At 47.3% G+C, this 24,446-nt stretch carries 29 protein-coding genes; 6 read left to right on the top strand and 23 right to left on the bottom strand.

Annotated features, from left to right (window positions below; genetic code table 11):
- Positions 1–78 precede the first annotated feature (78 nt).
- The 4 genes from ACDJ59_RS06435 to ACDJ59_RS06420 form a co-directional block, all read right to left on the bottom strand.
- Positions 79–1,746 carry a spore germination protein gene (locus ACDJ59_RS06435; protein WP_413408012.1) on the bottom strand — a complete coding sequence of 556 codons (1,668 nt, stop codon included), beginning with the start codon at positions 1,744–1,746 and terminating at the stop codon, positions 79–81.
- A gap of 24 nt (positions 1,747–1,770) precedes the next feature.
- A complete protein-coding gene (locus ACDJ59_RS06430) occupies positions 1,771–2,199 on the bottom strand; it encodes a stage V sporulation protein AB (RefSeq protein ID WP_026080996.1) in 429 nt (142 codons plus the stop codon).
- A complete protein-coding gene (locus ACDJ59_RS06425; protein ID WP_413408010.1) occupies positions 2,180–2,836 on the bottom strand; it encodes a stage V sporulation protein AA in 657 nt (218 codons plus the stop codon). Before ACDJ59_RS06425 ends, ACDJ59_RS06430 begins: the two co-directional genes overlap by 20 nt.
- Before the next feature lie 481 nt (positions 2,837–3,317).
- Positions 3,318–4,226 (bottom strand): AraC family transcriptional regulator, encoded by a 909-nt coding sequence (locus tag ACDJ59_RS06420; protein ID WP_413408009.1) that lies wholly within the window; start codon positions 4,224–4,226, stop codon positions 3,318–3,320.
- A 108-nt stretch (positions 4,227–4,334) separates the two neighbouring features.
- Between ACDJ59_RS06420 and ACDJ59_RS06415 the strand changes: the two genes are divergently transcribed.
- The gene (locus ACDJ59_RS06415) at positions 4,335–5,264 is read left to right on the top strand and encodes a DMT family transporter (protein ID WP_413408008.1); all 930 of its coding nucleotides are present in this window, start codon (positions 4,335–4,337) and stop codon (positions 5,262–5,264) included.
- Between the two features lie 87 nt (positions 5,265–5,351).
- On the opposite strand, the gene sigF is transcribed toward ACDJ59_RS06415, so the two are convergent.
- The 11 genes from sigF to ACDJ59_RS06360 all read right to left on the bottom strand — a co-directional run bounded on the left by sigF (position 5,352) and on the right by ACDJ59_RS06360 (position 13,999).
- Positions 5,352–6,107 carry an RNA polymerase sporulation sigma factor SigF gene (gene sigF / locus ACDJ59_RS06410; RefSeq protein WP_036607856.1) on the bottom strand — a complete coding sequence of 252 codons (756 nt, stop codon included), beginning with the start codon at positions 6,105–6,107 and terminating at the stop codon, positions 5,352–5,354.
- Between the two features lie 14 nt (positions 6,108–6,121).
- A complete protein-coding gene (gene spoIIAB, locus ACDJ59_RS06405; protein ID WP_036672324.1) occupies positions 6,122–6,577 on the bottom strand; it encodes an anti-sigma F factor in 456 nt (151 codons plus the stop codon).
- Positions 6,574–6,927 carry an anti-sigma F factor antagonist gene (gene spoIIAA / locus ACDJ59_RS06400; protein ID WP_017687636.1) on the bottom strand — a complete coding sequence of 118 codons (354 nt, stop codon included), beginning with the start codon at positions 6,925–6,927 and terminating at the stop codon, positions 6,574–6,576. Before spoIIAA ends, spoIIAB begins: the two co-directional genes overlap by 4 nt.
- 145 nt (positions 6,928–7,072) lie before the next feature.
- Positions 7,073–8,248: a D-alanyl-D-alanine carboxypeptidase family protein gene (locus ACDJ59_RS06395; RefSeq protein ID WP_413408007.1), complete on the bottom strand. Its 1,176-nt coding sequence runs from the start codon at positions 8,246–8,248 to the stop codon at positions 7,073–7,075.
- 248 nt (positions 8,249–8,496) lie between these two features.
- Positions 8,497–9,321, bottom strand: coding sequence for a purine-nucleoside phosphorylase (locus ACDJ59_RS06390; protein WP_413408006.1), 825 nt, complete (start codon positions 9,319–9,321; stop codon positions 8,497–8,499).
- 129 nt (positions 9,322–9,450) lie between these two features.
- Positions 9,451–10,341, bottom strand: coding sequence for a tyrosine recombinase (locus ACDJ59_RS06385; protein WP_413408005.1), 891 nt, complete (start codon positions 10,339–10,341; stop codon positions 9,451–9,453).
- Between the two features lie 75 nt (positions 10,342–10,416).
- The gene (locus ACDJ59_RS06380) at positions 10,417–10,659 is read right to left on the bottom strand and encodes a DUF4227 family protein (protein ID WP_017687632.1); all 243 of its coding nucleotides are present in this window, start codon (positions 10,657–10,659) and stop codon (positions 10,417–10,419) included.
- Positions 10,660–10,816: 157 nt separating this feature from the next.
- A complete protein-coding gene (locus tag ACDJ59_RS06375; protein WP_036607866.1) occupies positions 10,817–11,284 on the bottom strand; it encodes a Fur family transcriptional regulator in 468 nt (155 codons plus the stop codon).
- A 107-nt stretch (positions 11,285–11,391) separates the two neighbouring features.
- Complete coding sequence (gene spoIIM / locus ACDJ59_RS06370; RefSeq protein ID WP_017687629.1) at positions 11,392–12,021, bottom strand: stage II sporulation protein M; 630 nt, start codon at positions 12,019–12,021, stop codon at positions 11,392–11,394.
- A gap of 161 nt (positions 12,022–12,182) precedes the next feature.
- A complete protein-coding gene (locus tag ACDJ59_RS06365; RefSeq protein ID WP_413408004.1) occupies positions 12,183–13,403 on the bottom strand; it encodes an endonuclease Q family protein in 1,221 nt (406 codons plus the stop codon).
- 2 nt (positions 13,404–13,405) lie between these two features.
- Complete coding sequence (locus tag ACDJ59_RS06360) at positions 13,406–13,999, bottom strand: NUDIX domain-containing protein (protein WP_051447058.1); 594 nt, start codon at positions 13,997–13,999, stop codon at positions 13,406–13,408.
- 122 nt (positions 14,000–14,121) lie between these two features.
- Between ACDJ59_RS06360 and ACDJ59_RS06355 the strand changes: the two genes are divergently transcribed.
- Complete coding sequence (locus tag ACDJ59_RS06355) at positions 14,122–14,256, top strand: Z-ring formation inhibitor MciZ (RefSeq protein WP_017687626.1); 135 nt, start codon at positions 14,122–14,124, stop codon at positions 14,254–14,256.
- A 146-nt stretch (positions 14,257–14,402) separates the two neighbouring features.
- On the opposite strand, the gene ACDJ59_RS06350 is transcribed toward ACDJ59_RS06355, so the two are convergent.
- On the bottom strand, positions 14,403–15,536 hold the full coding sequence (locus ACDJ59_RS06350; protein ID WP_413408003.1) for a M20/M25/M40 family metallo-hydrolase: 1,134 nt from the start codon (positions 15,534–15,536) through the stop codon (positions 14,403–14,405).
- Between the two features lie 83 nt (positions 15,537–15,619).
- Here ACDJ59_RS06350 and prli42 point away from each other — a divergent pair, with 83 nt between their 5' ends.
- Positions 15,620–15,721: a stressosome-associated protein Prli42 gene (gene prli42 / locus ACDJ59_RS06345; RefSeq protein WP_017687624.1), complete on the top strand. Its 102-nt coding sequence runs from the start codon at positions 15,620–15,622 to the stop codon at positions 15,719–15,721.
- Positions 15,722–15,747: 26 nt separating this feature from the next.
- On the opposite strand, the gene lipB is transcribed toward prli42, so the two are convergent.
- The 5 genes from lipB to lpdA all read right to left on the bottom strand — a co-directional run bounded on the left by lipB (position 15,748) and on the right by lpdA (position 21,647).
- Entirely contained in the window at positions 15,748–16,455 is a 708-nt protein-coding gene (gene lipB, locus ACDJ59_RS06340; protein ID WP_036607873.1) for a lipoyl(octanoyl) transferase LipB, read from the bottom strand.
- 111 nt (positions 16,456–16,566) lie between these two features.
- Entirely contained in the window at positions 16,567–18,018 is a 1,452-nt protein-coding gene (locus ACDJ59_RS06335) for a dihydrolipoamide acetyltransferase family protein (RefSeq protein ID WP_413408002.1), read from the bottom strand.
- A 47-nt stretch (positions 18,019–18,065) separates the two neighbouring features.
- Complete coding sequence (locus tag ACDJ59_RS06330; protein WP_017687621.1) at positions 18,066–19,052, bottom strand: alpha-ketoacid dehydrogenase subunit beta; 987 nt, start codon at positions 19,050–19,052, stop codon at positions 18,066–18,068.
- 2 nt (positions 19,053–19,054) lie between these two features.
- Complete coding sequence (locus ACDJ59_RS06325; RefSeq protein ID WP_036607878.1) at positions 19,055–20,083, bottom strand: thiamine pyrophosphate-dependent dehydrogenase E1 component subunit alpha; 1,029 nt, start codon at positions 20,081–20,083, stop codon at positions 19,055–19,057.
- Positions 20,084–20,222: 139 nt separating this feature from the next.
- Positions 20,223–21,647 (bottom strand): dihydrolipoyl dehydrogenase, encoded by a 1,425-nt coding sequence (lpdA, locus tag ACDJ59_RS06320; RefSeq protein WP_413408001.1) that lies wholly within the window; start codon positions 21,645–21,647, stop codon positions 20,223–20,225.
- Between the two features lie 224 nt (positions 21,648–21,871).
- On the opposite strand from lpdA, the gene ACDJ59_RS06315 reads away from it, so the two are divergent.
- Entirely contained in the window at positions 21,872–22,189 is a 318-nt protein-coding gene (locus tag ACDJ59_RS06315; RefSeq protein ID WP_017687618.1) for a DUF2627 domain-containing protein, read from the top strand.
- A gap of 63 nt (positions 22,190–22,252) precedes the next feature.
- Positions 22,253–22,600 (top strand): potassium channel family protein, encoded by a 348-nt coding sequence (locus ACDJ59_RS06310; protein ID WP_036607883.1) that lies wholly within the window; start codon positions 22,253–22,255, stop codon positions 22,598–22,600.
- Positions 22,601–22,608: 8 nt separating this feature from the next.
- Here ACDJ59_RS06310 and ACDJ59_RS06305 read toward each other — a convergent pair whose 3' ends face one another.
- Positions 22,609–22,821 carry a hypothetical protein gene (locus ACDJ59_RS06305; protein WP_413408000.1) on the bottom strand — a complete coding sequence of 71 codons (213 nt, stop codon included), beginning with the start codon at positions 22,819–22,821 and terminating at the stop codon, positions 22,609–22,611.
- Between the two features lie 176 nt (positions 22,822–22,997).
- Between ACDJ59_RS06305 and ACDJ59_RS06300 the strand changes: the two genes are divergently transcribed.
- Positions 22,998–23,597 (top strand): thymidine kinase, encoded by a 600-nt coding sequence (locus ACDJ59_RS06300; RefSeq protein ID WP_017687615.1) that lies wholly within the window; start codon positions 22,998–23,000, stop codon positions 23,595–23,597.
- Positions 23,598–23,718: 121 nt separating this feature from the next.
- Here ACDJ59_RS06300 and ACDJ59_RS06295 read toward each other — a convergent pair whose 3' ends face one another.
- Positions 23,719–24,195: a hypothetical protein gene (locus ACDJ59_RS06295; protein ID WP_017687614.1), complete on the bottom strand. Its 477-nt coding sequence runs from the start codon at positions 24,193–24,195 to the stop codon at positions 23,719–23,721.
- Positions 24,196–24,446 lie beyond the last annotated feature (251 nt).

The following is a 24,446-nucleotide window of genomic DNA, read 5'->3' as shown; positions in this document are numbered from 1 at the left end:
ACTGGAACAATTGATATTCCAATGATTTTACACCAGTATATCAAATTAGGCAGCGAGATGAATGGATTTTTCGGAAGATCATTTGTGTTTTTTACTTTTTTGCAGTTCCCCGTCCGGATCATCGGACATTTTGGTGTTGTCACGGGTTTTATTGAATGATGGACGTTTTTTATTTTCCAGCAGCGGAAGCCGGAATAAAAAGTTGCCCAGGGCCTTTGCATTAAACGGTATAAAAGGCCAGAGATACGAAGAATTGTACGACCGGTGAACGGTGAGCGCCAATATGAGTAATGTACAGCCCACGACCAACCCCGGAACCTTGAATATCGCAACAGCGACTAGCAGAACCAGCCTGACCAGCCTATTGGCGAGACCCAATTCGTAACTTGGCGTGGCAAACATACCGATGGCTGCGATGGCCATATAGAGCACAACCTCATTGACAAAGTATCCTGTTTTCACCGCGATATCCCCGACTAGAATGGCCGCGATTAAGCCCATGGCCGATGCCAGAGGTGTAGGCGTATGGACCGCTGCCATACGTAATAAATCGACGCCCAGTTCGATCAGTAGAAACTGTAGAATCAGCGGTAGCTTTACATTTTCCTGCGGACCAATGAAGTCAAGTCCCATCGGTTTAATCGAAGGGTCAATAACCATCAGAAGCCATAGTGGTAGCAAAAACAATGAGATGAGAATCCCTGCAAAACGCACCCATCGTAAATACGTCCCCATCAAGGCGGTCTGTCTGTTCTCCTCCGCATGCTCACATAGGTCGAAAAAGGTCGTTGGTAGAATCATCACACTGGGGGAAGTGTCTACGAAAATGACGACTCGTCCTTCCAGCAAATGAGAAGCTGTAACATCTGGTCGTTCCGAATAACGAACGAGTGGGAACGGATTCCATCCCTTGTTGATAATCGCTTCTTCCAGCTGTTTATCGGCGGCGGGAATACCATCGATATCCACTCGTTGAATTTTTTCCCGGACTGAATCCACCTGAACTTTATCCACAATATCGTCAATGTACACCACGCAGACATCGGTTTGTGTTCTCCGCCCCACCTGCATGATCTCAAACTTCAGTCCAGGGTCGCGTATTCTACGGCGCACCAAGGTTACATTGGTCAGGAGTGTTTCGGTAAAGCCGTCTCTCGAACCGCGGACTACTCTTTCCAATGAAGGTTCTTCGGGTGAACGGACCGGATAACTCCGGGTATCCATAATTAAGACCGAGCGATCCCCTTCAACGAACATTGCACTCATACCGGTAAGAACCTTGTTGATGACCGCACTCATCTTGTCGACTTTTTCCACCTGAATATGGGGAATGTAACATTCAAAATACGATTTGAGCGCATGTCCTGACACTTGATCAGGCGTGAGATAGGTCAGTCTCTTTAATATTTCAAGCAAAATCTCATCCTTCGCAAAACCGGTGATCATCAGCAATCCAACGTGCTTGCCACCCAGGACCATTTCCCTCATATTTACGTCGAACGATTCTCCGAGCCCCAGTACCTGTTGTAATGTATATCTATTTTCACTCATCCGAGGGGAGATGTCATCGTTTTCCTGCCAATATTGTACGGATTCCTCAACGCTGTCGGACATCTCATTTTGTTTTTTCTTATTGTATGCTTTCTCCTCTTCTTCCTTCTGAATCTCATAAGCAGACTTGTGTAACATCTCTTCTGTTATACCTTCACTATTTTCCTGGCCTGTGTGCTCCGTTCGTTCATCCATCTTCCATCCTCCTATGGCCACGAGTTACCGCTGATATATGAAAAAATCAAACAGGGAACCTGTCATTTTGCCCAAAATCATGGCGAGCAGTAATCCAAACAAGTAAGGTTTCATGCCCAATCGTTTGGCTAGCACGGGCAGTACATTGAGTACCTCAGTGAGCGCTGCGGCCAGCAGACCGATGAACACGCCACAGAACAAACCAACGATTGGGCTGAGCAGCAGCACCCCATGCATTTTCCAGTGCCAGAAATCCGCCACCGTCCCTAGCAGTGAACCACCAATTAGCGCCCCTTCGTACCAGTGAGTCTTGTCATACGATTGCGTAAGTTGAGCTAACCTGGGAATCATATCGAGCACCAGAATGAGCGCAATTACGCCGCTCCCTACGGCAATTCCCCCTGCAATACCCAATACAATGCTGATTGCTCCATTAAGAACGCTCATCCGCATTCATCTCCCTGCGTTCCTGCTCGTGCATCCGTTCGCTTTCTTCAATCACCACATATTTATCTACATTTTGCTGGTATAGGAACATCTCCACTTCAAGCGGGGTAGGTTCCTCATTCCACTTTTTCTTGAACAAATGATTAAAAAATACTGCCATTCCGAATCCAATGCCAATGGAATACGCCACTTGGAACAGATAGGGATGTTCGTCCCGATGCCCAGTAAGCATCTCCACAATTCGAATCTGTACTTCCTGCATGTTCACATCGGCATGAAAATTCATAATTGTTAAGGCCGATCCGAAGAACAGCAGCAGCCAAACCAATATGAACAGAGACTTGGAAGGTTGACCATTTCCCGCAATGACTTCAACCAAGGTATGGCCTGATCCTATCAGTTCCACACTTACCTCCGGCAAGATGTGCCGAATTCGGGGAATAATCTGCAATATATCAATGAGGATCAGATTGCCATCCTCCGGTCCAGGGCGCAGCAGTTCAAGCTCCAGTAGCCTGCCCTCCTGGTCTTCAGAAGAGGTCAGTACATGTGCAATGTCTCCAAGCTTGACTGCTCTGCCCCTCTGGATGCGAATACGGCTGCGCAGACGAATATAGACCATTGGAGTGGGTGTCTGGGACATCCAAAGCACTCCTTTACTGCGTAATTTAGGTTAGTATTTGAAGAATGTGCAAATTTATTACAAACGGATTGGAAAAAGATCGGGAGGTGGGGGTGGCGCTGCGGGATGGATCGGTCATTGGTCGCTGTTATCCCCGGATTTCTTGAACTCTCCTTTTCAAGGAGGAAATCCGGTGCTAAAGGCGAACGCTTCGCTCCTTTTGACCGATTCCATCCCTTCGCTACCCATCGTCCTCCCGTTTCCAAACGTTTGAAATAAATATGCTGGGGAGTAGGCAGTAAGGGAATTGAAAGAAGAGCTTTTTGGGGTTATTTTGCTCAGAATTCTATGACTTTGGAGTTGTCTTCTGGATATTAATTTTAGAAATTTGGGGATTTGAGGCGAAACGGAGTGTGAAGCATTATTTTACATATCAAAAAAAGTCGCCGTATGGGCGACTCTTTGGGATTGGTTGATAGACTTACCGATCATAAACATTATCTCAAGAATTATTTTCTTTTCCTCTTTTGTTCAATTCCCTTCTAAATCGTAAAGGGGTTGAATTCATTGTTTTGCGGAATTGGTTAATGTAATAACTCGTGCTGTTAAAACCGACCTCATAGGCAATTTCGGTGATGCTACGCTTGGAGGATTGCAATAGTTCAATGCTTCTTTGGATGCGGTACTCGATCACATATTGCATGGGTGTGGTTTTCAGAATTTGCTTGAAATAACGGCATGTCTCCGATCGACTTAACTGTCCGGCCTTCGCAATATTTTCTAGCTTAATCGGATCGGCATAATTGAGATTAATCCATTGCAACATGTCTTTCATTCGGTTATTTCTGCTCATCTCTGATGGATCATGTTCTAGAGAATATCCGTTCATAATCAGCAGTTTCCACATATTAAGCACCGCCGAAGCAATATTCACTTCGTAAAAAGGAACTTGGTGCACCAGCTCCTTTCTAATCCATGCAATAGCATCCAGGATCTGTTCTCCCCAAGCGTTAGCTCTTTCGATATACAGAAAAGGCAAATTAGTTGCTGTTACATATGGATGTACGTACTTTATATACAAATCCGAAGGCATGATAACGTGTGGGGACAAATTCAGACATAAATAAATGCAATTCTCGCTCACCCCGTGATCTTCGGCCATATGCATTATTCCACTGTTGATAAAAATCCCGTCACCTTTGGACAAAATCATCTTTTGATCGTTGATATGAAACAACGCCGTACCCTGAAGAACGGCAACAAACTGCAATTCATCATGCCAGTGGAGAGGAATATGTCCGTGAACATTTTGAACAATGGTTGTCTCATAACAGCCTATAGATAATGTATCGGTACGGTGTTGCGTCATTTCTTTCAAATGTTGATCAATGATAAATTCGATCTTCTGCATGGCCCTCATCTCAATATAATTATATTTTTAAGTGTAATATTGATATAAATGTATCGCATTTCTCCTTAATATAACACTATTCTTATATTTAAGGTGAGGCGAACAAGAATGACAACTTCTGCAAAATCCAAAATTTCAGGCATCATACTCGTTCTGACGGGAGCCATCTGCTGGGGCATTGGGGGGACGGTATCTCAAAAACTGTTTCAGCTGGATGGAATTGAGGTCAATTGGTATGTCACTGTACGCTTGTTGATTGCTGGGTTACTATTACTGGTTATTCAATCGTTTACAAATGGACGATTTCAGATTTTTGCTGTGTGGAGAAATAAAAAAACGGCTGGACAGTTGATCATTTTCGGATTGGTGGGCATGCTCGCCGTACAGTATACGTACATGGCATCCATTAAACACGGCAATTCAGCGGTGGCTACACTCCTGCAGTACCTGTCCCCTGTCATGATCATGATTTACATCGCACTCCGTAAGCAGTCTGTCCTCACACGCAATGACCTTGCATGCGCCGTTCTGACTCTCAGTGGGTGTTTTCTCCTGCTCACGAATGGCTCGCTTACGCAGTTATCTGTCTCCTCGCTTGCAGTGATATGGGGGCTGTTATCTGGGGTTTCAGCTGCATTTTATACGAACTATGCCGTGCAACTGATTAAAAAGTTCGATTCACTTGTTGTGGTCGGCTGGGCTATGATCATCGGTGGTTTGGGAATGAGTTTTATTCACCCACCCTGGAAAATGAATTTTGCTAACATCACGCTTGAAACCTACGGTTATTTGATATTTACGATCCTTTTTGGAACCATGATTGCTTTTTGGTTTTACATTGCGAGTCTCAAAAGTCTTACACCCAAGGAAACTAGCCTGCTCGGGAGCGCAGAGCCCCTTGCTGCTGTTGGAACAACCGTCATATGGCTCCATGAACCTTTTGGCTTTTATCAATGGATTGGTATGGCATGTATTCTTGGCATGATGCTGGTCATGCAGTCCAATCGTTCGAGATCTCCCCGTATTAACAACAAATAACCTCCCTCGCCATAATGCGCGATAGAAGGTTGTTAGTTGTCGTATATTGGTGTATAAACGCCAATATTGTTGGTGCAACCCATGAAATCACTGCGCGATCTGGTCGCGGATGGATTGCAGTATTTTTTTCTCCAGACGTGATACCTGCACCTGAGATATTCCCAGCCTGCTGGCAACCTCGGACTGGGTTTGATCCCGGTAATACCGAAGATAAACGATTAATCGCTCCCGCTCGCTGAGACCACCGATGGCTTCGTTCAGGGCCAGCTTGTCAAACCAACGTTCCTGAGACTCGTCGGCAATCTGATCCATTAACGTGATGGGATCACCGTCATTCTCAAATACCGTCTCATGGATGGAAGTCGGTGGTTTGTTCGCTTCCTGGGCAAATACGACTTCCTCCGGGGTTACCCCCAGCTCTGCGGCAACTTCCTTAATCGTTGGTAAACGATCCAGATGTTTGGACAGTTCGTCCCTTTTTTTGCGGACTTTATTCGCCATCTCTTTCAGTGAACGACTGACCTTCAGGGTACCGTCATCCCGCAGGAATCGCTGGATTTCTCCGATGATCATCGGTACCGCGTAGGTTGAAAACTTCACGTCATAACTGAGATCGAATTTGTCCACTGACTTGAGCAGACCGATACAACCAATCTGGAACAGATCTTCCGGATCATATCCCCTGTTCATAAAACGCTGTACGACGGACCAGACGAGTCTGATGTTGCAGTTCACCAGCGTATCCCGTGAGACATGGTCACCCGACTGACTGAGCGCAATCAGCCGTTTGACCTCGGCATCGTCCAAATAGGTCTGTGAAGATGGTTTCACTTCAGCATCCATAAGAACACCAACCCCTAATTATACAATGCTTTCTTGGATTCAATCCTTTTTTTCATCTTGATGGAGGTGCCTCTGCCGGGCTCACTGCTGACTTCGAATTCATCCATAAAGTTTTCCATAATGGTGAAGCCCATGCCCGACCGCTCAAGTTCGGGTTTGGACGTATATAGCGGCTGCTTGGCCAGTTCAAGATCTTCGATTCCTTCACCGCGGTCTTCCACGATGATTGTGATCATGTCTTCCCGAATCTCCGCCTGGATGGACACCACACCCTCGGAGTTGTTGTTGTATCCGTGGATGATGCTGTTGGTCACGGCTTCCGAAATGACCGTCTTCAGGTCACTGAGCTCGTCCATCGTTGGATCAAGCTGGGAGATAAACGCAGCAACGGTTACCCGTGCAAACGACTCATTCTCTGACTTGGCCGCGAATTGCAGATTCATGAAATTTGTTCCTGTTCCTTCATTCATGAGACGACCTCCAGACCTGAGAGAGCAGTTCCCTCATTTTCGTATATCGGCATAATCTTAAACAGCCCCGACATTTCCAGCAAACGGTACACTGGCGAATTGACGTCACAGACCACCATCTTGCCACCTTTATTCTTAATGAGCTTGTATCTTCCCAAAATGACACCTAGACCCGAACTGTCCATAAATTGCAGATCTTTCAGGCTGAGTACGAGATGCTCGCTTTGTCTCCGTTGGATGGCTTCATCCATTTGCATCCGTACCATGTCAGCTGTATGGTGATCCAGCTCCCCGGATAATCGTACAATCAGAATCCCGCGATGGTGTTCCATTTCCACATGCAAGTTCACGTTTGCTCACTCTCCTCCCTGTCTTAGAACAAGGATTTCTACGCTTCCGAAGGCTTTTCCTGCCCCCCGACAAAACTAGAAGAAAACCCCTATTTAACTACAAAATATGTTCGAAGGATACGTGCAACTCGCAGAAATCGCCGTTTTAGTCAAACAGGTTGGACGTTGTCCGCTTAAACAGCTTCCACCAGCCAGCCTTATTCACATCCTGCGGAGCCTGAATGTCGAACTCCTTAATGACGTCGTTGCCCTGGTAAACCACCAGTTTACCTATACTTTGCCCGGCTTTGATCGGAGCTTTCAATTCTTTGGCGACCAGCAATTCATGCCGGATGTCATTGGATTTAGCTCCTTTGCGCATCAGCACACTATAATTTTGCGTGGCATTCAGAGGCAATTCGGCGACTTCCCCTTTTTCGATTCTCAGACTGCCCAGCAGATCCCCTGCCTTGTAGAGAGCCTTCATCGTATATTGACTAAACGCATAGTCAAACATCGAAGATACTTCGCTGTTCCGTGTTTTGGTATTTGGTTCACCGAGTACCACGGAAACGACACGCAGTCCATCTTTGGACGCTGTTGCGGACAAGCAGAATTTCGCTTCGGATGTGTAACCTGTTTTCAAACCATCTGCCCCTTCATAAAAACGAACCAGCTTGTTTGTGTTCACCAGCCAGAATGGCTTTTCCGTATCTTTGCGAAGGTAATCCTGGTATGCACCGGTGTACTTCGTAATCCCGGAATGCTTCAGTAGTTCACGGCTCATGACGGCAATGTCATGGGCGGAAGAATAATGATTATCAACCGGCAGGCCGTTACAGTTGGCAAAATGAGTATCCTTCATGCCAAGCTCCTTCGCACGCTCATTCATCAGCTGTACAAAGGCTTCTTCCGAGCCAGCAATCTTCTCAGCCATCGCTACCGAGGCATCATTGCCCGAAGCCATCGCGATCCCTTTTAACATATCATCGACCGTCATTTCTTCCCCGGGCTCCAGGAAGATCTGCGAACCGCCCATGGAAGCTGCATATTCGCTTGTTCTTACTTTATCCGTCAGCTTCAGCTTGCCCGAGTCGATCGCTTCGATCGTAAGCAGCATGGTCATAATCTTTGTAATGCTCGCCGGAGGCAGCTGATCATGACTGTTTTTCTCATAAATGACCGTTCCCGTGTCTGCATCCATTAAGATCGCAGAGCGCGCCGACGGGGCCAGATCAGTTCCTCCCGCTGCTTTCGGTGTTTCTTCAGCTAATGCCGTTGATGCCAAAAGGGACAGCAGGATACAAAGGGTCATGAACGATGCCATTATTCTTTTCTTCACAAGGTTACCTCCTCAAATGACTTGCTTACTGCATGTTCCATGCATGTACTGCTAATCATTGTCGGCCCGTTTTCAGTAAATTATTCCATGTAAAGCATGATTTCCCGAACTTTTATTGAAAATGTGGTCAAAGCAAAAATAACGCACTGCACTCAACGAATGAGTAACCGTACGTTGAACACAACAAAAAAAGGTTACCCCCGATGATTTCTCATCCAAAGAGGTAACCTTCTCTACTCAAATCTTGCTTACATTTGTGGAATAACCGCCACTACCAGCGCCAGGAACGACTCACGCACACGTTCGGTCGTCTCCATAACCTCATCATGTGACAGTGGCTGGTCCAGAATTCCGGCAGCCATGTTGCTGATACAGGAAATACCGAGTACTTCCAGGCCTGCGTGGCGTGCCACGATCACTTCAGATACAGTGGACATACCCACTGCGTCTGCGCCCAATGTACGCAGCATTCTGATCTCTGCCGGTGTCTCATAGTTCGGACCGAGCATACCTGCGTATACCCCTTCACGTACGTTAAAACCTTGTGATGCGGCCGTATCCTTCGCCAGCGCACGCAAACGGCGGCTATATGCTTCGGACAGATCAGGGAAACGCACGCCCAGTGCAGCGTCATTCGGTCCGATCAGTGGATTTTTGCCTGTGAGATTTAAGTGATCCGAGATCAGCATCAAGTCTCCAGCTACATACGACGTATTCACGCCGCCTGCAGCATTGGTTACAAGCAGGCTGCTTACACCCAGTTCTTTCATAACCCGTACCGGGAAAGCTGTCAATTCCGGACCATATCCTTCGTACATATGGAAACGGCCTTTCATCATCACGACTGGACGACCTTTAATGGTTCCGACCAATAGTTCACCTTCATGTCCTTCTACTGTGGACACTGGAAAATGCGGAATATCCTGATAAGCGATACTTACGCCATCTTCAATCAGTTCTGCCAGTACGCCAAGACCCGAACCCAAAATCAAACCGACTTCCGGCTTGATGGAGCTTTTGCTTTGAATATAAGATGCTGCTTCCGAAATCATTTGTTGGTTTAATGCTGTCATGCGATGTATGTTCCTCCTTGAGTTGAAACGATCCGTCTTATGTATAACGGCGTTTGGATGTATTCAATTTATTTTATCCTAAATCGGCCCAATGTTCCGCATTTATTTGTGAAGGCCATGCGTCAAAATCTATCTTGCCCTCGGATGATGGGTTTCATAGATTTCTTTCATGGTTTTGCGACCATGATTGCCATATTGTTGTCCAGGCTGCTCCACGTGACCCAGCATGTCTTGAACCGCACGTGTATCCGCCCCGTTGGCAATCAGGTGTGCTGCAAAGGAGTGACGCAGCGTATGCGGCGTAATTTCTTCCGAGATTCCTGCGTCCACCGCCGCTTTTTTGAGCAGCTTCCAGAATCCCTGCCGGGTTAAACGTCTACCAGATACATTCACGAATAGTGCCTGCTCGTCCGAATCGGTTTTGAGCAACTTGTTGCGGAATTCCTCCACATATACACTTGCCCAATGTGCTGCTGGTGCACCGATGGGAAGGATGCGCTCCTTGCCCGCCCCACCGCATCGTATAAAGCGCATGCCTGGCTGAACATCCCGAATGTCAAGGGCAATCAGTTCCGAGACCCGAATGCCTGTAGCATATAACAGTTCAAGCATCGATCGATCTCTCACCCCCTGCGGTGAACGAGTATCAGGCGCTGTCAGCAGTTGTTCGATCTCCTGGATACTTAACACCTGTGGTGGCGTCTTGTCCGCCTTGGGAGCTTCCACATCAAACGTAGGGTCCTGTATAATATCACCCCGCCGCATCAAAAAATGAAAGTAGGAGCGCAGAGATACGATGCTGCGGGCAATGGTTGCATTGGCACGTCCTGCCTGTTTGAGCTGACCTGCAAACAGGACGACATGTGTGCGTCTGACCTGATCGGCTTCGCGTATGCCATATTCCTTATCTGCAAATTCAATGAACTTGTCCACGTCTCGGAGATACGATTCAAGCGTGCTGCTCGACATCCCTTTATCATCTTCCAAGTATAAGGCATAGGCATGTATCGTCTGTTTCATGTACAACGCTCCTCAACTGACAGATCTGCCGCTCTGGCAGACTGCTCCCGTATTTGCATCCCTGGCTGTTTGAAGCTACTCCCCGTACCAATAGAACAAACGGAGACGCTCTGCCATCGTAGGACGTCCTTCTCCATTACCCGGCCAATCCGTTTCCTGAAATACTTTGATTGCATTGCCAGTTGGCATCTGATACTGATCCACAGGTGAGATCCAGCCATTAAACAGATCCAGAACATGATAGAACAGATAAACTAATGCAGCAAAAAATATAATAAATCGAATAAAACGAAGCCCTCTCCGCACTGATATAATCATGGGCGCGTCCCCTCCTGATTCGAATCCGGTATTGTCCTTGAATCAGGGTATGTCCATAAACACAGGTTTATGCCATTTCGGGTAAACTCCAGATCACTCCGGTGCCAAAAAAGCTCTCCCGTCAAAACCGCCGGTGAGAGCTTGAAGATATGCTATGTTATTCTTCATCTTTGGGTTTCTGTTCATTTTTAGCTTTGCAACGATAACAAATTCCATGAAAGTCCAGTCGGTGATCTACTACCGAAAAGTTGAATTCCCGCTCCAAACGCTCTTCAAGCGGTCCAAGCCAGTCTTCACGTATTTCATCCATACTTCCGCATTGAACACAGATTAAGTGATGATGGTGATGCTTGGATGTATCTCCGCGCAGATCATAACGCGCTACACCGTCGCCGAAGTTGATTTTCTCTACAACATGCAGCTCACTCAGCAGTTCGAGGGTACGGTACACGGTTGCCAAACCGATTTCGGGAGCCTTTTCTTTAACAAGCATGAATACATCTTCTGCGCTCAGATGATCTTCTTCATTCTCAAGAAGTACTCTTAAGGTGGCTTCCCGCTGGGGCGTTAATTTATATCCTTGGGACTGTAGTTGCTGCTTAATTTTATCAATCCGTGCTTCCATTTTCTCCCTCCCCCTAGGAAATCACTGCACACTGCAACTTAACCCACTCTTTTCATTATAGGGGGAGTGCGTAATTAAAGTCAACATTTTACACTATACGGTGCACGTTAGGCCGGTAGTAACATTGGCGTGACCCAACGCATCATCGCAGGTGTAACCCATGTTTCAAAAGACGCCACGCCGAGCAGCAATGCAGCCATAACCAAAGTTAACACTATATATGAAGCAAAAGGCCTTTGTCGACCAGGTGTTCGCTGCATCAAAACACGATTGCGAATGATGTATAACGAGAACGTCATCGCCGCCACACTGCAGATCAGGAGGATCGGAATGACAAATAGATTATGCGGTGCCACGGACACCAGTGCAAACAGCAGCCCTTTCCAGGAATACTGTCCAACAAGGTACCCCACTGTGAATCCAATGAGCACACCTTTCAAAAAATCCAGAACCAGTATACCGGGTAGTCCAACAACGGATAAACCCAGAATAAAGATCAGACCTACCCATTTCAGATGAAGCATGGCAATGTCCCAATATGCACCGGTCTCTGTTACCTGTGCACTGTGCTGCACGGTCATGAAGAAATTGCCGAGATAACCCTCCAGATCCTGACGTTGCTCGAGAGACAATGCGTTCACCATGAGCGCGCCAAAAATGACGCCGACCAGAAACAAGACAGCCACGAATACATATAACGAAGTCTGACCTTTAAATGTAAAGTAGGAAGAGCGCATACAGGTACGAGTCCCCTTTCCGGTATCATGCTGCAAGGATTTTCATTTACATCCTCATAGTCATTCTTATGAACCGGAATGCACCTGTATGACTTCTTGTCCAGATTGGACCTCTGTATAGCGAAAGCTATATGAGTTGAACTAAAGATTATTTACACCGGTCACTCCGAGGCTTTTTCCTGAACAGCAACCTTTCCGTACGTACCGCCACCTCCGGAGGACAGCTCCAGTTGTCCGTTCCGTGCAGCCACAATCAAGCCTGCCAGCACAGGTCCAACAACCGCAGCAAGCTCTTCCTCACGCGTGCGATGAAGTACGTTCATTTCTGTACCAAAATGGTCCAGTAGCTGGCGCAGTTTGGCTTTGCCAAGTCCCGGGATGAACTCCAGTGGCACCTGATAGTGATAAGCTGGTCTGTTTGCAGGAACATGAGGACTCTCTCGATCAGAGATCGCCAGGATGCGATCCAGCACCCCCTGCACCAGCTTCAGACTACCACAGTGCGGACAACGCTCTGCTGACATCGCTTGCTCGTCCATAATGCTGCCACATGCTGAACAGTAAGTACGATGATATTTGCCCAGCCTTGGATTCAGTCCATAATTGGCCGCAATTTTCCTGCCGGCTTCTCCTTGAAGTGCCATACGGAACTCATCAAAAGAAGGGGCAGCCACTTGCAGTTCATTATACTCCCGTCCAATCTTACCGAGAGAGTGAGCATCCGAATTGGTCAGGAACGGAACATGATCCAATTCCCGAATATAACTGGCCATGGATGAGTCCGAGCTTAACCCTAGCTCTACCGCATCCACGAGACTAGTATCCAGAACATCGCCCATACGGGGTGCCGTACTGCCATAGATGCCTTTATGCGGTGTAAATACATGTGCAGGTACAATAAGCCCACCACGTGCCTTAATCTCCGCCTGCATCTCAAGAGCGGGCACGTAGACACGCTGAGAACTGAGATTCACATTTTTCATATAACGTTTCATCCAGTCCGTGAAGGACTTCATCGTTTTCAGATCACGGAAGTACGCCAGCATATGGAACTCACGCATTCCAGGCTCGCGCAGCTCAATCTCTGTACCCAACAGAATGGTGGTGTCCTGGTAGGCAATACCTCCGCCATCAATCTCGGACATGGTACCACTCTCCAGCAATTGCTCGATATCCATCTGTACAACCGGAGAATGACAATCAATAACACCAAGCAAATGAATTCCTTTGCGATCCGATGCTTCCCGGGCAATATTCTCAAATGTCAGATCACGACTGCCGCTGATTTTAACAGCCTCACCGCGTGAGGTTCGTCCGATGTGAATATGCAGGTCTGTGTAACAGGGCTCCCACATCGTGGACGTTTCCAGTTGGTCTTGCATGCCTAGAACCGTCCTGTCGTTCTGTAAAGGTCCCACGCGTACACGGCCATCATCGTTTTGGCATCGCTAATCCGGTTCTCGTCCATAAGCGCATAGGCTTCCTCCAGAGTTATTTCGGCAACTTCAAGGAATTCATCTTCGTCCAGCGCCATGTCCCCTGCTTCCAACTCTTCAGCGATGTAAAGATGAATGATCTCATCTGCAAACCCCGGTGACGTGTAAAACGAACGCAAATGACGCAGCGATTTGGCTACATATCCCGTCTCTTCTCGCAATTCACGTGCTGCGGCAACCTCCGGCTCTTCTCCCGGGTCCAGTTTCCCCGCAGGAATCTCCACTTCGGTGCGTCCCATTGCCTGACGATACTGATCCACAACAAGCATGCGATCCCCATTCAGAGCGAGTACAGCTACCGCTCCAGGGTGCCGGATTATCTCACGTGTAGCCGTCTGGCCGTTTGGCAGTTTAACGGTATCGACTTGAAGTGAAATCACTTTGCCCTCGAAGATTGGCTTAGTGGATACGGTCACTTCATCTAGTTTTGGATTGGCAGGTTGCGCCGCGTGGATGGATTGGGCAGATTGATTTGGTTTCATTGGTTCTTCAACTCCATATCGTAGGATTATATATTCGGTTAATGTATATATCTCTGATTTTGGGCATATGGTGAGCGTATAGAATTCTCACAGCAAATATAAACGAATCAGGGGGACTTTCAATGAATAGTTATATGACGCCTCAATCCGTACACGTGGTAGGACAAGCCCGGCAAGTACAGCTTATACTCAAACAATGGTTGCGCGAGTGGGGCCCGGATGCCAAGTTAATCGATCTCCTCGCTGGACGCAAATGAATGAGTCATTGATCCATTGATTCATTTTTGACCCTAAATTAACTCCCTTGAAATATAACATGAATTCACAAAAAGTCCGAATCCGATACAGATAGACCGGGTTCGGACTTTTGTCTAACAACATGTGAGGTAACATGTGTTCTATATTATTTCTTGTCAGCTGCCGTTTCCTGAATAATAGCTACGACTACCTGGGATAACTTCACAATGTCTTCTGCACGAATACGTTCTTTGGTTGTATGAATATCCTCATACCCTACCGCCAAATTCACTGTTGGAAGGTCGAATCCGTTAAAGATATTGGCATCACTGCCACCACCGGAAGCAAACGTACTTGTCTCCAGCCCAATACTGCGGATGGCACGCTGTGCAAGTTGTACAACTTCGTGTTCATCATGGAAACCAAACGCAGGGTAAAGGATCTCACTTCTGAATTCAGCTGTTGCACCGTATTTGCGACATGTCGTTTCCAACGCGTCACGCATCTGTGCAACCTGCAATTCAACTTTCTCCTGCACAATACTGCGAGCTTCCGCTTCAAGCTGTACAAAGTCACACACCACATTGAGTGCTGATCCACCTTGGAATTTACCGATGTTCGCTGTCGTCTCATCATCAATTCTGCCCAGTGTCATCGCTGCAATCGCTTTGGCTGCAACTTGAATGGCGCTGATCCCGTCTTCCGGGTTCACACCCGCATGGGCGGACTTCCCATAGATGCTCATTTGAATTTCAGCTCTCGCTGGTGCAGCAACACAGATCGTGCCTACAGCTCCATTAGAATCCAGCGCATAACCGAACTCGGCATCGATATCCTTCGGATTCATGGCACGTGCACCCACCAGTCCAGACTCTTCGCCGACCGTAATGACAAATTGAATTTTACCATGTGGAATCTTGTTTTCCTGGATCACACGAATCGCTTCAAACAATGCCGCAATCCCTGCTTTGTCATCTGCTCCCAGGATCGTTGTTCCATCACTGCGGATCCAGCCATCTTCACCCAGTTCAGGCTTGATTCCCTGTCCCGGCGTCACGGTGTCCATATGACATGTGAAAAAGATCGGTGCAACCCCTTCAGTTCCTTCGGCTTCCCAGGTAATGACGAGGTTTCCGGCGCCATGTCCGGTTTGCTCCTTGGTATCATCCTCATAGACATGAAGACCGAGATCTGTAAACTGTTCTTTTAACACCTTCGAGATGTTATGTTCATTTTTCGTTTCACTATCAATCTGCACCAGTTCCATGAACTGATCGATAACACGTTGTTGTTTAATCATAGGACTTTCCTCCCTCTCGTGGATACGGTACAATACAATTACTATGGCTTGTTTACTTTATGGTGAAAGGAGTTCTCTCATCCATGCAAAAAAAGAAATGGTTCAAAATCATCATCTATCTCATGCTGATCGCCATGATCGGGTCCACCCTTTTCATAGCTCTCGAACCGTTGCTGTTTGGATAGCAACCTAAAGCCTTTCGACGACCTGTTTACAGACGTTGAAGGGCTTCTTTTTCCGTGACCCAATTAATTTGATATGGAAAAATACGATTAAAGTACGGAACAATCTCCTGCGCTACCTGCTCCACTGCATAGGACTTGCCCGTTATATCCTCCAGTGAAGTAACGCCATACTGCTCAATCCCACAAGGAACAATCCCCTGAAAACCTGCATGTTGAATGCCTGAGCTGATGTTAAAAGCAAACCCGTGACTGGTCACAAAACCGCGGCGGTGTTTGCAACGATTAAACTTGATGCCGATTGCAGCAATCTTCATATCACCAATCCACACACCCGTGTAACCCTCTTTGCGTCCAGCTTCAATGCCCTGGTCTGCGAGATAATCCATAAGCACCTGCTCAAGTTTCCGTAGATAGCCGTGCAGATCCAGGTCTTCATCCCGACCGAGAATCAATAACGGGTAACCTACCAACTGGCCCGGGCCATGATAAGTAATATCACCGCCGCGGTCAATTTGAAACAAAGAGATCCCTTGCTCTCGCAACTCTTCCGGACTGAGAAGCAGATGCTCCGGATGATTTTGTGAGCCGATCGTATACGTTGGCGGGTGCTGTAAAAGCAGCATCTGCTCCGCTCCCTCGCCCTCGTCCAATCGCTGCACAATCGCTTTCTGGCGGTTCCAAGCCTCTTCATAATCAAGCATTGGTATGTATGCAACATCCAGCGGCTTGCTCATGATTCCCCACACCCTTCTGCTTCAGGTTCAGTGTACAAATTAGTACCTGTCCGTAGACAGCAGGAAAAGTGCACGGCCTCCGGCACATACACTTCCCCGACAACTATTAACTTAATACACCTTGGTCTCCATGGTATATCCTTCAAGGTTTTCTTTGACACGTTGCAAGAAACGTCCGCTGATTACACCATCCAGGATTCGGTGATCCAGCGACAGACACAGGTTAGCCATCGAGCGAACAGCGATCATATCATTAATAACCACTGGCTTTTTGACAATCGACTCGAATGTAAGAATCGCAGCCTGCGGATAGTTAATGATTGGCTGGGACAGGATCGAACCAAATGAACCGGTGTTGTTCACCGTGAACGTACCACCTTGCATATGGTCCAGCTTTAACGTACCTTCACGTGTTTTGCGTGCCAGTTCATCCACTTCACGGGCCAGACCTGCAATATTTCGCTGATCGGCATGTTTGATTACGGGTGTAAGTACGGAATCTTCGGTTCCTACCGCCATGGACAAGTTAATGTCCCGTTTGACGATAATTTTGTCCACTGCCCATACCGAGTTCATGATTGGGTAGTCTTTAATCGCGTTAACGACTCCCTTCATCATGAAGGACAGATATGTCAGATTGATGCCTTCCTTACGCTTGAACTCATCCTTGAGTTTATTGCGCAGCATCACAAGATTGGTTACGTCCACTTCGATCATTGTCCATGCATGCGGGATTTCAGATACGCTTTGACGCATATTCCGGGCAATGGCATTACGCACAGGGGTAACATCAATGAAATACTCCGATCTTCCCTGGCCGCCACCTTCCACTTCGATCTGTGGAATTTTCGGGCTTTCGGTTAGATGAATGCCTGAAAGTCTCACAGGAACACCTGCATCGGACGCTGAGATCGCTTCTCCAGCGGTTAAACCCATTTCACCATTTCCACGATTCACTCCGCTGAATGGAGAAGCAGACGGCACACCAGAAGGTGTATGCTGTACTGCTGCAGAGGATGCTTGTGCAGACGCAGACGTTCCAGACGCGTTACCTCCCTGTGCAACAAATGCCAGCACATCTTTGCGAGTAATACGACCACCGGCCCCAGTACCCTGAATGCTTTGCAAGTTCAAGCCATGCTCTGCTGCCAAGGATTGCACTGCCGGGGAATACCGATTGCGCATCGGCTGGTTCGGGTCATGTGCTGCTGTATTTGAGGCGGCAACAGGAGTGTGGCTGACATGTTGCTGCACTTGCTCCTGTTGCTGCGATACTTGTGTTACTTGCTCAGCCGCTTCTTCGTCAGAAGCTGCGACCTGCATGCGGCAGATTGCTTCACCAACAGCAATCGTTGTGCCCTCTTCCACCAAAAGGTCACCCATAATTCCATCCACAGTGGATGGAATCTCGGCATTGACTTTATCGGTAATTACTTCACAGATCGGCTCGTACTGTTCCACACGGTCGCCCGGTTTTTTCAACCATTTGCCTATGGTAGCCGAGACCAGCGATTCCGCCAATTGCGGCATAATGACCTCGATCCATTTCATACGTTCAGCCATTTGATTATCACTCCAAACTTTACTTTTAAACGATCCAAAAAACGAAATTAAAACTCGGCAAGTGTACGCATTGCTGCTTTGGCTTTGTCTTTGCTCAGCATGTAGAATTTCTCCAATGTTGGGCTAATTGGCATGGCCGGCACATCAGGTCCGCAGAGACGCTGAATCGGTGCATCCAGTTCAAATAGACATTCCTCACTAATAATTGCGGCAACTTCGGCACCTACACCACCCGTTTTGTTATCTTCGTGTACGATCAGCACTTTGCCTGTCAGACGAGCGGAAGCAATAATCGCTTCACGATCCAACGGTTGCAATGTGCGCAGATCGAGAACGTGTGCTGTAATGCCTTCTTCGCGCTCCAGCTCCTCAGCAGCCTGCATGACAAAATGCAGCGGCTGACTGTAACCGATCACGGTAATATCCGCACCTTCACGAAGTACGTTGGCTTTACCAATCGGAACGATGTAATCATCCTCAGGCACATCTTCCTTGATAAGTTTGTAGCATTTTTTATTTTCAAAAAAGAGTACCGGGTCCGGGTCGCGAATAGCGGCCTTGAGCAGTCCCTTAGCATCGTAAGCCGAGTAGGGAGCTATAATTTTCAGACCAGGTGTACCAAAGAAAATCGATTCCGGACATTGGGAGTGATACAACCCACCGAAAATCCCGCCACCAATCGGCGCGCGGATAACAATCGGACAGCTCCAGTCATTGTTGGAACGATAGCGGATCTTCGCCGCTTCACTAATGATCTGGTTGGTTGCCGGTAACATGAAGTCCGAATATTGCATCTCGGCAATCGGCTTCATGCCATACATCGCTGCACCAATGGCAACACCTGCAATAGCGGATTCAGATAATGGTGTGTCCATCACTCGCATTTCGCCAAACTGATCTTGCAGCCCTTTAGTTGTGGTAAACACACCACCTTTGAGACCTACGTCTTCACCAAGGATAAAAACATTCTCATCCCGTTCCATCTCTTCTTTCATCGCGAGACGGATTGCATCAATATATTCCATCACTGCCATACTTACCGTCCCCCTTCTTCGCTGTCCGCATAAACGTGCGTCAGAGTGTCCTCAGGTTTAGGATATGGCGCGTTGTCTGCATATTCAGTTGCTTCTTTCATTTCCATCGCAAGCTGGGAAGCCAGATCCGCGTCCCGGGCTTCGTCCCAGATGCCACAATCGATCAAGTAGTTCTTCATGCGAGGAACGCCATCTTTCTTCCAGTTCTCCTCAACTTCCTCTTTGGTCCGGTAAGCCAGATCATTATCGGAGGTGGAATGAGGTGACAACCGATACATCATCGCTTCAATCAGTGTCGGGCCTTCCCCGGCTATAGCACGGCGACGCGCTTCCTTCACTGCAGCATATACTTCTAATGCATCGTTACCATCTACACGCAGTCCGGGGAACCCGTATCCTTGTGCTCGATCGGATATTTTGCCGCTCAACTGTTTGTGAATCGGTACCGAAATTGCATATTGATTGTTCTCACACATAATAATGACAGGCAATTTATGCACACCTGCAAAGTTGGCTCCCTCATGGAAGTCACCCTGATTGCTTGATCCTTCGCCAAACGTAACAAAAGAAACAAATTCTTGCTTCTTCATTTTGGCAGCCAGTGCAAATCCAACAGCGTGCGGAACCTGTGTTGTAACCGGGCTCGAACCCGTCACAATCCGCAGCTTTTTGTGACCGAAGTGACCCGGCATTTGCCGACCGCCACTATTCGGATCTTCTGCCTTCGCAAAAGCAGACAGCATCAACTCACGCGGAGTCATGCCTACCGCCAGTACAAAACCGTAATCGCGGTAATAAGGTAAATAATAATCGTGATCCCGATCCAGACCAAAAGCAGCGCCTACTTGCGCAGCTTCCTGTCCTACACCGGATACGTGAAAGTTAATTTTGCCAGCCCGTTGCAAGAGCAAGCAACGCTCGTCAAACTTGCGCGCGAGCAGCATGTATTTGTACATATCCAATACTTCACCATCGCTAAGTCCCAGCTGTTGATGCCGGTGGACCGCGTCTGCAGTACCTTGTGAACTCATATGAGGTACCTCCTTTTAATCAGAGCCTGTGCCACTCTTACTACCCGATCTTATAACCTGGTACTAAGACTTGGCTTAACCTTATTATAATCCCTTTTACCCAAAAAAGGAAAGGACCTTTCTCATAAGCTTGTTTGGCTTACATCCCAATGGCCTTTCCATCGACCGCCAACATAGCTTCACCCATAATTTCCGACAGAGAAGGGTGCGGATGAATGGTTTGTCCGACTTCCCAAGGTGTGGCATCCAGCATCTGTGCCAGAGAAGCCTCAGCGATTAATTCCGTCACATGGGTGCCAATCATATGTACCCCCAATATATCATTCGTCTTGGCATCTGCGATCACCTTCACGAATCCATCCCGACTTCCGTGAATAAGCGATTTGCCAATAGCCGAAAATGGGAACTTCCCTGTTTTAATGTCATAGCCACGTTCTTTGGCTTCACGCTCGGTAAATCCGATGCTTGCTGCTTCCGGACGTGTGTACACACAGCGCGGGATACGGTGGGATTCTACGGCATGTACCTTTTCGCCCGCCAGATGTTCGACAGCGAGAATGCCTTCATGACTTGCGGCATGTGCAAGCTGCAAACCGCCAATGCAGTCACCAATGGCGTAGATGTGACCTTCACCGGTCTGTAACTGTTTGTTCACAGCGATGAACCCACGCTCCAGTTTGATATCTGTATTTTCGAGTCCGATATTTTCGACATTAGCTTGACGTCCAACCGACACGAGCATTTTCTCCGCTCTCAGCGTTTCCTGCTTATCGTCACCAAGCTGCACATCAATCTGGATGCCCTCTTGATCCGTGTTATATGTTTCCGTTAGTACGGTGGCACCTGTCAGGAAACGAACACCTCGTTTGCCGAGCAATCGCTGCATTTCTCTGGCAACATCCTCATCCTCGGCAGGCAACACGTGAGCAGCTGCTTCTACTACTGTGATGTCTACGCCAAAGTCATTCAGCATGGATGCCCACTCCAGTCCAATCACACCCCCACCCACAATGATGAGTGATGCAGGAAGTTCATCCATACGCAGGGCTTCGTCGCTGCTCATTATGAATTTTCCATCCGGTTCCAGGCCCGGCAGCACACGAGGACGCGAACCAGTGGCAATAATGAGATTGGTTGGAACTACCGTATCCATCTCTCCATCTTCAAACTCCACAGCGACTGCTCCGCTCTGCGGTGAGAAGATGGATGGTCCGATGACGCGACCTTTCGCGTGTACAACCTGGATTTTATTTTTTTTCATCAAATACTGAACGCCCTGATGGAGCTGTTCGACAATTGCATCCTTGCGCGCCTGTACTTTGGGAAATACAAGTTTAGCTCCAGCTGTCTCGATACCATACGTCTCGCTCTCCTGGATCTCGGCGTATACTTCCGCACTTTTCAGCAAAGCCTTACTCGGAATACAGCCACGATGCAGACAGGTACCGCCAAGCTTGTCCTTCTCAATGATAACGACCTGTTTTCCCAGCTGTGCAGCCCGGATCGCAGCTACATATCCACCGGTTCCTCCTCCAAGAATTGCAACATCACATGTAATTGGCATCTCTCATGCTCTCCTCTATGAATCAAATTTCAATATAATTTATGATGGCTAAAATCATGGTTTAGCTTATACCCTCTATATGCCATTGTACTCTCCTTGAGCGGTCAACTCAAAGTTTGAACCAATCACACATGGACAGCCTATGCATTCCAAGCTATGATGGAATCAGGTATGATCTGTAAGCGTAACCTTTATTTAATGTCGACTTTGGCAGAAAGGGTATAATGCTCATGAATACAAGATTGGTCTTTGCGCGATTTTTGGCAATTGTTGTTCTGGTCATCCCCGGGTTAATGGCAATGAAGGGTTTTCTGATGATGAAAGATGCCCTGTTCCTATATTATGCCGAGCACGGGAACGAACTGATTTCACCAGGGTTCCAGTGGCTTTCCTTTGGCGGTGGACTTGTCCTTTTTGCCGCAGGTATGAGTTTTCTGGGAGGCTGGATCTTGTTCCGTGACCGCAAGCGTAATTATGTAGGTCCCCGTTTCCGGTCCAAAAGTGTACCCGAAAAAGCAGAGACGCCCGGAAGGACTCCATGAGTCCGGGCTTTTTGTGTGTTTATACAACACACCGCCTACTTTACATAGACAGGATGGATCATCATGGTATCATTTCTAATCACGTTACAACGATTGCTCAAAGGCATTTTCCATGCGTTCAAAGACCCTAAGTTTCTGGCTCTGTTCGCGTTAACGGCAGCAACGTTGCTATCAGGCACTTTATTTTACACTCGTGTTGAAGGTCTGCACTGGATCGATGCGTTATACTTCTGTGCGGTTACCCTGACTACGGTGGGACATCCTGAATTTGTGCCAACCACCGGATTCAGCAAAGCCTTTACCGTAATCTACATGTTTGCAGGCATTGGTCTCACCTTTGCCATGATTGCCAGAATTACAGCAGGTATTCTATTCCCTCGCAAATTAAAGACAGAAGAGGATCCAGAGTAATCTCCGGGTCATTCGTATAAGGCATCCCGCAGCTTGGTAGACATACGCGATTCTTTGGAAGAAGACTTCAAGATCGTTCTACGCAAGGTAAGGTTACTTGCCTGCAGTCTCTCCGCTTCTGCGAACAGTTCTGCAAATAACGCCTGCGTCGCTTCATCTAGAGATCCCTGTTCTTTCAGGCTTTCATATCGCTCTTGAAGTGATGTTAATGCTTCACTCATACTAAACACCTCTTTTCACAACTCCTGTTAACTAGCTGCCGTAACCAATACCTTAACAATCCATATAGTAACACAAAGCTGTGCAGATTAGTTCTGGCTCTTTCCAAAGATTTTGTGGTACTCTGTAAAGGTCGCTTTTTTTGTTGAATCCCGTATGTGAGAGGAGTAGCAGCACCGTGCAAACAGGACGTATTACCGTAATTACTGGACCCATGTTCAGTGAAAAATCCGGTGAACTCATTCGCCGTTGTCAGAAATTAATACAATTTGGCCGTAAAAAGGTTGTGGCCTACAAACCAGCCGAGGATAATCGGTTTGCCCAGGACGAGATCGTAAGCCGAATTGGTTATCGACTCCCTGCCCATTCCATTCCCCGGCAATTAACCCCGGAATCTGTAGAAATGATCTTGAACCAAACCATAGATGCTGATGTTGTTGCATTTGATGAAGTACAATTTTTCAGCAGTGCCATTATGGAACTTGTCTCGGAGTTAGCGTATTGTGGCAAACATGTCATTGTGGACGGACTTAATATGGATTACCGTGGTAAGGAATTCGGATATGTCGGTGGTTTGCTTGCCATGGCAGATGACATTGAGAAACTCTCGGCTTTCTGTGCGGTATGTGGCAGCCCGGATGCAGCCTTTACGCAACGTATCGTCAATGGGGAGCCTGTTACCTTGGGTCCGGTTGTCATGATTGGCGATTCAGAAGCTTACGAGCCACGCTGTCGTTGCTGCTTCATTCCTCCTCACAAAGTTGAATGCTCATCATAATTCCTAAAAGATCGATCTTAGATATCTTCCAAAAAGGCCCTTTGGGGCTTTTTTTGTTATAGAGCAAACATTCGTACAAAAAAGCACCGCTTCGCAGCGATGCTTCCAGAGTCACTTCCCGCTAGTCCCGGGAAACAAAATATTTGTTGGTCATGTAGTAAGCGTCACCACGCGACGTTTCCACCATTCCTTTTTTGGCATCCAAAAATACAATTTCTTTACACTTTGTACAGTACCATTTTGTGCGCTTGTATGGGGATTCCGTCACATAAGCCGTGCCACATTTACAATCAATCTTCATTAATAACTCGGTTGATTTATAAGCACTGGACAAGCGTTCCAGGTTATCCTGCTGCTGTGTAGGCATAATGGTCTGCTGATAATCCGATAAATGATTTTGAACCTTGAAGTCTGCTACCAATCCTGCATTCAATCCAAAAAACTCCTTGCCGATTTCGGTCACGAAGCGCTTCTCATTTCTGTAGCAATCCAGCCACTCAATAATCTGCTTATTAGACAGTGGAACCGTACCCTTGATACCGCTGTTTAAGGTGTAGGTCATGATGTATAAAGTATCGTCTTGTCTACCTGAGTACATTAGAATCCTCCTTCGAATACATTTGCTAATGTACTACAAAAACGCGCATAAATCAAAAAATTCTTATTTCCTGAGCGCATCTCTTCTTATTAAATGGGAAACATTCCACGTTCATCCGCCAAAGACTTACAAGAACTGCATACACCTGAAACATTTCCCTGTGGCGCCGCATAATGCACGACCGATTTAACGTTTTTCTTGCATATGGAACAGTAGTGCCTCCTTTCCTTTTTTGGGATATAGTCCGATAG

It is taken from the genome of Paenibacillus amylolyticus (assembly GCF_047302515.1).
Lineage (GTDB): Bacteria > Bacillota > Bacilli > Paenibacillales > Paenibacillaceae > Paenibacillus > Paenibacillus amylolyticus_G.
Note: the sequence above shows the minus strand (reverse complement) of the source record. Positions and strands in the feature narration are given on the sequence as shown.

Coding starts and splice junctions, on each gene's coding strand:
- ACDJ59_RS06375 (WP_036607866.1), bottom strand. CDS start 11,284: ATGGAAGCACGGATTGATAAAATTAAGCAGCAACTACAGTCCCAAGGA.
- ACDJ59_RS06365 (WP_413408004.1), bottom strand. CDS start 13,403: ATGCAAGACCAACTGGAAACGTCCACGATGTGGGAGCCCTGTTACACA.
- sigF (WP_036607856.1), bottom strand. CDS start 6,107: ATGGATGCTGAAGTGAAACCATCTTCACAGACCTATTTGGACGATGCC.
- ACDJ59_RS06305 (WP_413408000.1), bottom strand. CDS start 22,821: ATGAGTGAAGCATTAACATCACTTCAAGAGCGATATGAAAGCCTGAAA.
- ACDJ59_RS06325 (WP_036607878.1), bottom strand. CDS start 20,083: ATGAGTTCACAAGGTACTGCAGACGCGGTCCACCGGCATCAACAGCTG.
- ACDJ59_RS06420 (WP_413408009.1), bottom strand. CDS start 4,226: ATGCAGAAGATCGAATTTATCATTGATCAACATTTGAAAGAAATGACG.
- ACDJ59_RS06330 (WP_017687621.1), bottom strand. CDS start 19,052: ATGGCAGTGATGGAATATATTGATGCAATCCGTCTCGCGATGAAAGAA.
- ACDJ59_RS06350 (WP_413408003.1), bottom strand. CDS start 15,536: ATGATTAAACAACAACGTGTTATCGATCAGTTCATGGAACTGGTGCAG.
- ACDJ59_RS06390 (WP_413408006.1), bottom strand. CDS start 9,321: ATGACAGCATTAAACCAACAAATGATTTCGGAAGCAGCATCTTATATT.
- ACDJ59_RS06360 (WP_051447058.1), bottom strand. CDS start 13,999: ATGAAACCAAATCAATCTGCCCAATCCATCCACGCGGCGCAACCTGCC.
- prli42 (WP_017687624.1), top strand. CDS start 15,620: ATGCAAAAAAAGAAATGGTTCAAAATCATCATCTATCTCATGCTGATC.
- ACDJ59_RS06435 (WP_413408012.1), bottom strand. CDS start 1,746: ATGGATGAACGAACGGAGCACACAGGCCAGGAAAATAGTGAAGGTATA.
- ACDJ59_RS06355 (WP_017687626.1), top strand. CDS start 14,122: ATGAATAGTTATATGACGCCTCAATCCGTACACGTGGTAGGACAAGCC.
- lipB (WP_036607873.1), bottom strand. CDS start 16,455: ATGAGCAAGCCGCTGGATGTTGCATACATACCAATGCTTGATTATGAA.
- ACDJ59_RS06415 (WP_413408008.1), top strand. CDS start 4,335: ATGACAACTTCTGCAAAATCCAAAATTTCAGGCATCATACTCGTTCTG.
- ACDJ59_RS06425 (WP_413408010.1), bottom strand. CDS start 2,836: ATGTCCCAGACACCCACTCCAATGGTCTATATTCGTCTGCGCAGCCGT.
- ACDJ59_RS06310 (WP_036607883.1), top strand. CDS start 22,253: ATGGTATCATTTCTAATCACGTTACAACGATTGCTCAAAGGCATTTTC.
- spoIIM (WP_017687629.1), bottom strand. CDS start 12,021: ATGCGCTCTTCCTACTTTACATTTAAAGGTCAGACTTCGTTATATGTA.
- ACDJ59_RS06315 (WP_017687618.1), top strand. CDS start 21,872: ATGCTCATGAATACAAGATTGGTCTTTGCGCGATTTTTGGCAATTGTT.
- ACDJ59_RS06430 (WP_026080996.1), bottom strand. CDS start 2,199: ATGCGGATGAGCGTTCTTAATGGAGCAATCAGCATTGTATTGGGTATT.
- lpdA (WP_413408001.1), bottom strand. CDS start 21,647: ATGCCAATTACATGTGATGTTGCAATTCTTGGAGGAGGAACCGGTGGA.
- ACDJ59_RS06295 (WP_017687614.1), bottom strand. CDS start 24,195: ATGTACTCAGGTAGACAAGACGATACTTTATACATCATGACCTACACC.
- ACDJ59_RS06385 (WP_413408005.1), bottom strand. CDS start 10,341: ATGAAACAGACGATACATGCCTATGCCTTATACTTGGAAGATGATAAA.
- ACDJ59_RS06335 (WP_413408002.1), bottom strand. CDS start 18,018: ATGGCTGAACGTATGAAATGGATCGAGGTCATTATGCCGCAATTGGCG.
- spoIIAB (WP_036672324.1), bottom strand. CDS start 6,577: ATGAATGAAGGAACAGGAACAAATTTCATGAATCTGCAATTCGCGGCC.
- ACDJ59_RS06380 (WP_017687632.1), bottom strand. CDS start 10,659: ATGATTATATCAGTGCGGAGAGGGCTTCGTTTTATTCGATTTATTATA.